The organism is Pedobacter sp., assembly GCF_035566355.1.
In the GTDB taxonomy this organism is placed as follows: Bacteria; Bacteroidota; Bacteroidia; order Sphingobacteriales; family Sphingobacteriaceae; genus Pedobacter.
Map to the genome: position 1 here is coordinate 1 of NZ_DATMRL010000281.1, position 6,287 is coordinate 6,287.

The window sequence follows — 6,287 nt, forward strand, 5'->3', positions numbered from 1 at the left end:
ATTTCAAAAAGCAATTTAGTTCTGGCAATATAGATTACTTGCGAAACTAATTGCCATATGAATAAGAAAAATGTTTTTCTTTGGTCGCTGGTCATTGCTTTGGGCGGTTTTCTCTTCGGTTTTGATACGGCAGTTATTTCAGGCGCCGAACAATCCATTCAAAAATACTGGGATCTGAATACAGTGCAACACGGCCTTACTGTTTCTATCGCCTTGATAGGTACTGTAACGGGTGCTCTGTTAGGCGCTATCCCATCAGACAGGCTTGGGCGTAAGAAAACGCTCTACCTGATAGCTTTCCTTTATTTTATTTCATCACTGGGAACTGCATTTTCCACTAATTGGTATATATTTCTGTTCTTCCGGTTTATTGGAGGTTTTGGTGTAGGAGCTTCATCTGTAACAGCACCAATATATATCTCTGAAATTTCACCAGCTGACAGGAGAGGTAAATTAGTTGGCCTTTTTCAGTTCAATGTGGTGTTAGGTATTGTGGTTTCTTATTTTTCAAATTATCTGATCAGCCTGACGGGTGGAAATTCCTGGAGGTTAATGCTTGGGATACAATCTATCCCTTCAGCAATATTTTTTCTTCTTCTCCGGTTTGTTCCTGAAAGCCCACGGTGGCTGATAATGAAAAAAGGGAAAGTCGAAGAAGCGCGGGAAATATTCAAAATAATCAATCCTGCAACTGCTGACACGATAATAAACGAGATTCAACAAACCGATAAACAAGAAAAGGAATTATTACAAACAGATCCATTATTTTCGAAACGATACAGAACTCCGGTTATGCTTGCGATACTTTTTGCAGCATTCAACCAGGTTTCGGGTATAAATGCTATTATATACTATTCTCCACGCATTTTTGAAATGACCGGCTTGGGTACCAGTTCTTCACTATTATCAACTGCAGGGCTTGGTGCAATCAATTTTACATTCACGCTTCTTGCAATGAATTTTATTGACAGAGTTGGAAGAAGGACTTTAATGCTAATTGGTTCATTTGGACTTATTGTTACATTGGCTATGGTTTCCTATTCTTTTTACAAAGAGAATTTTAGTGGATGGGCAGTACCTGTATTTTTATTTATTTATATCGCATTTTTTGCTTTCTCTCAAGGTGCTGTTATCTGGGTATTCATTTCTGAAATATTTCCGAATCAGGTAAGAGCAAAAGGACAAACCCTTGGCAGTACAACTCATTGGATTATGGCTGCTTTTATTGCCTTCTCCTTTCCATATCTGGCCGAAAAAGCAGGTGGCGGCAATACATTTCTCTTTTTCTGTATCATGATGTGCATACAACTAATTTTTGTTTGGAAAATAATGCCTGAAACGAAAGGTAAATCATTGGAGCAAATAGAACACACACTAGTGCTGCATTAAAACACTTATTAACTAAAAACGATTACTGTGAGTTTGCCTGAAAATAATTACCCGGTTGTTTGTTATGGGGAGATATTATGGGATGTATTGCCCACCAACACTGTCCCCGGTGGCGCACCGCTGAATGTGGCGTATCATTTGAAAAAGCTGGGAATAAATCCCGCATTGATAACAAAGATCGGTCCTGATATTGATGGGAAAAAATTAATCCGGCTGATGGGGGAAAATGAAATCTCAACTGATTTCTTTCAAATGGATTTTGAATTGAATACAGGAAAGGTAAATGCCACTGTAGGCGAAAACAATGAAGTTGTTTATGATATTACGAAACCTGTTGCATGGGACAATATACAATGGGATGATAATTTCACCTCTTTGGTTTCAGATTCCCGGTATTTTGTTTTTGGCAGTTTGGTCACCCGCACCAAAGAAAGCCGCAACACTTTATTTAAGTTGCTTGAGATCGCCAAATACAAAGTACTTGATATTAATTTGCGCTCTCCGCATTATACCCGCCAGATCATCGAAAAATTATTAGATGATGTGAGCCTGTTGAAACTCAACCTCGCAGAATTAGAATTAATTACAGGTTGGTTTTCAAATTACAAAAACGAACATGACCGTATCAGGATTCTGCAGGACAAATTTCATATACCAAATATTGTTGTTACAAGAGGCAGTAATGGGTCTGTGTTTAATACAAACGGAGTTTTCTGCCAGCATCCTGGATTTGTAGTGAAATTAGCCGATACGATAGGAAGCGGAGATGCTTTTTTAGCCGGATTGATTTCAAAATTATCACAAGGAGTAAATCCATCCGAAGCATTGGCATTTGCAAGTGCAATGGGAGCATTGGTCGCAAGCTATACAGGCCCTTGCCCGCAATATGAAGTGAAAGAAATTCAATCCCTGATAGAAACCGGAGTTGTTCAATAAGGTTAATCGTATTCGTTGACGATAAAAAAAAGCCAAACAAAAATGTAAACACCTAAAATTTCAATTATGAGAAAATTACAAATTCTGCTTCCAATGTTGTTGCTGGCATTATTCAGTTTTGCGCAGCAGAAAATTATAACCGGAAGAGTTATAAACAAAACAACAAAGGAGCCCTTACAGGGTGTATCAGTACAAACTAAAACCAAATCAACACTTACTGATTCAAGTGGTAAATTTTCTATAGCGGCCGCTATAGGAGAAACTATTACTTTATCATTTGTCGGGATGAATGGGCTCAATGTTAAAATAACAAACGCAACACAGGAATTAAACCTTACGATGGAAGAAGGCAATAATGACCTTAACCAGGTTGTTGTTACAGGATACAAGTCGGAGAAAAAAGTTGATTTAACAGGTGCAGTTTCTGTTGTCAACCTGAGTTCCATCAAAAACATTCCTGCCTCAAGTCCTATGCTGGCTTTACAAGGTCAGGTTCCTGGTCTGTATATTCAGACTGATGGATCTCCCACTGGAGGAAATGGCGGAGCACCGACTATACTAATACGAGGAGTAAATACATTGGGCAATACAAATCCTCTTTATATTATCGATGGAGTTCCTACAACGAGGTATGAGGATTTTGCCAATATTAATGTCAGCGCAATTGCATCTATTCAGGTTTTGAAAGATGCATCTGCATCTTCTATTTACGGTTCGCGAGCTTCTAACGGCGTGATCATTGTTACCACAAAAGATGGGAGCACCGGAACTGACAAGGTGCGTATTCAATTTAATACCAGCCTTAGCAGACAAAACGAAAAGCCATGGCAGGAAAACGTTTTGAATTCGTACGATAGAGGAAAAGCTTTATGGCGTGCTGCGGTGAACGATAGCACAAACCCCAACAATCTGGTCAGTCAAATATATACTTACGATTGGAATGGTGATTATTCCCATCCCGTACTTAACAAAGTAAATATTGCGCCTTTTGTTGGCGGAGATAGCTCCGAACCTGTTGGGAATACAAATTGGCAAGATGCCTTATTCAAGCCAGCGACAATTATATCCAGTGACCTTTCGATATCGGCTGGCTCCGGCAAAAGCGGGTTCTTGATTGATCTGGGATATTATAATAATAACGGACTAATTCAATTCACAAAATACCAGAGATATAATGCCCGTATCAATAGCCATACTTCAGCTTTTAATGGCAGGTTGAAGTTTGGAGAAAATCTTCAGTTAAGCAGAACTTCCCAGGTCAATTCTACTACAGATGTAGGAGGAGCTGCAACACCAGGTCTTGCATTAACGCTTGCTCCAACGATCCCATTATATAAAACTGACGGAACATACGGTGGTCCTATAGGAGCCGGATATACCGACAGGAATAACCCGGTGGATATGCAATACCTAAACAGGTTTAATAACAGAAATCAATTCATCGCATCCGGTAATGTATTCGCGGAACTGGAAATTATAAAACATCTTATTTTCCGTACAAGCCTTGGCTTCGATTATTCTGATGCTCTTGCAAAAAATGCTGCTTTGATTGGAACAGAAGGACCGGTAAGATCCTTTAATAGCCTGGCACTGCAGGAATCAAAAGATTTCACTTTTACCTGGACCAATACTTTAAACTATAACATGGAGATTGGGAAAAGCAGGCTGAACATCCTGGCAGGAACGGAGTCGGTTAAAAATGATTTCCAGACGTTCGGCGCATCAACAACTGTTTTTGCTCTGCAAACTGAAGATTATCTCCAATTGAGTGCTGGTGTAGGGGCGCAAACCAATAATGGGTCTGCTACAGGTTACAGGCTGCTTTCTCAATTCGGCAAAATCTTTTATGCATATGGAGATAAATATCTGGCTTCGGTTACTGTTCGCCGTGATGGTTCCTCCCGATTTGGCACGAATAATCCTTACGGTATTTTTCCTGCTTTTACCCTGGGATGGAGAATTAACAACGAAAATTTTTTTAAAAGCATAAGTATGGTTTCCAACCTGAAATTAAGAGCAGGCAGAGGAAAAGTGGGTAACCAGGAAATCGGTAATCTATCGGCATACACGCTGCTTCGGGCCAATTATGGTACGAGCAGTCCTGCATTTCCGCAATGGCTCAATACCGGGACTGCTTATGATCTCGGCGGTGTGAATACCGGCTCGCTTCCTTCAGGTTTTGTTCAGGTTCAAAAAGGTAATCCCAATTTGAAATGGGAATCAACAACTGAAACAAATGTAGGTTTGGATTTTGGATTTTTTGGAGAGAAGATTACAGGTTCATTCGATTATTTTTATAGGAACACAAGCGATATATTGATATCACCTCCTGTTGCTGCCGCTCTTGGGGAAGGACAACAGGAATTCGTCAATGGGGCCGACATGAACAATAAAGGATGGGAATTGGTATTGGGCTATCACAACAAAACAGCAAGCGGCCTGGGATATAGCATCACTGCAAACGCAAGTCATTGGAGCAATGTTGTTACCAGTTTGCCTGACGATGTCCGACCCGCATACCCCGGAGATGCCAACCATTCTATTGTAGGCCATTCACAATTCTCAATTTTCGGATATAAAACTGATGGTATTTTCAAAAGTCAGGATGAAGCCGCCAAAGCTTCTACTCAACCTGGTGTCTTTGATGGAGCGTTAAAAGGTGCAGGACGGATGAAATACGTAGATGTAAACGGAGATGGCAAAATTGATGCTAATGATCAGACATGGTTGGGTACCACTTTGCCTAAGGCTGAATATGGCATTCGCATAGAACTTAATTATAGAAACTTCGATCTGTCAATTTTCGGATCAGGTGTGGTAGGGAAAACCGGGTTTGATCCTACCAAATTCTTCAATTCATTTGTGAATGCAAGAAATAATTTTGGGCCGGGCACACTGGGTGCGTGGACTCCGGAAAATACAGGTTCAAAAATTCCTGCTTTAAGTTTACTAAATCATAATGGCGAAGACAGACCTTCAGATTTCTATTATGTGAATGCCTCTTATTTCAAGCTGCGCAATGTAATGCTGGGGTATAATCTTCCAAAAAATATTGCAAGCAGCCTGAAAATGGAAGCGCTCAGAATATACATTTCCGGCCAAAATTTATTTGCTATTAAATCAAAAGATTTCACGGCTAAAGATCCTGAGAGAGCCAACACTTTCGATTTATGGCCGGTTCCTACATCGTTTACTGTCGGATTGAATGCAAACTTTTAATTCTTAAAAAAAAAATTATGAAACATAATAGCTTTAAAATTATTTTGATAACATCAATTCTCTTTTCCATCGGTTGCAAAAAATACCTGGATTACAAACCGCAAGGTGCATTGTCAGCATCTGACCTCACGTCGGCTACTGCTGATGACGGACTTGCAACAGCAGCATATGCAGGAATCGCAAATGATTGGTGGGACGCACCCATCACCAGCATGTGGGAATATGGGAGCATCCGCTCAGATGACGCGTATAAGGGTGGTGGTGATATAGGTGACCAGCAACAAATGGATAAGTATGAACAATTTTATCTGGTGAACTCATCAAATAATGGTGCGGGGGATTTCGGTTTTCCTGGAACCTGGATAAGAGCTTATGGTGCTATTTCAAGAATTAATACGGCCTTGAGAGCATTAAATGGTCTGACTGATGCCCAATTTCCGAAAAGGACGACGCGCATTGGAGAGATGCATTTTCTAAGAGGACACATGTTTTTTCTGTTGAAGATTCTGTTCCGCAACATTCCATGGTTTGATGAAACGCTGACCAATGAGCAGATATTGAAGGTGTCAAATACCATGTCAAATGATTCTTTGTGGCAAAAAATAGAGAATGATTTTCAGGTGGCCATTAATGATTTGCCAGAAAAGCAACCTGGCGAACCTGGAAGAGCAAACCAGCTTGCGGCAAAAGCGTATTTGGCCAAAGCTTTGTTATATCATGCATACACGCAGGACGACCAATAT

General features: G+C 40.3%; 4 protein-coding genes. All 4 read left to right on the forward strand.

Features of this window, described 5'->3' with window-relative positions; all coding sequences use genetic code 11:
- The first annotated feature begins 57 nt into the window (after positions 1 to 57).
- Positions 58 to 1,389 (forward strand): sugar porter family MFS transporter, encoded by a 1,332-nt coding sequence (locus VNZ46_RS11150; protein WP_325560235.1) that lies wholly within the window; start codon positions 58 to 60, stop codon positions 1,387 to 1,389.
- A 27-nt stretch (positions 1,390 to 1,416) separates the two neighbouring features.
- Positions 1,417 to 2,325 carry a carbohydrate kinase gene (locus VNZ46_RS11155; protein WP_325560236.1) on the forward strand — a complete coding sequence of 303 codons (909 nt, stop codon included), beginning with the start codon at positions 1,417 to 1,419 and terminating at the stop codon, positions 2,323 to 2,325.
- 66 nt (positions 2,326 to 2,391) lie between these two features.
- Positions 2,392 to 5,544 (forward strand): TonB-dependent receptor, encoded by a 3,153-nt coding sequence (locus VNZ46_RS11160; RefSeq protein ID WP_325560237.1) that lies wholly within the window; start codon positions 2,392 to 2,394, stop codon positions 5,542 to 5,544.
- 17 nt (positions 5,545 to 5,561) lie between these two features.
- A partial coding sequence (locus VNZ46_RS11165) for a RagB/SusD family nutrient uptake outer membrane protein (protein ID WP_325560238.1) occupies positions 5,562 to 6,287 on the forward strand: 726 nt, incomplete at its 3' end.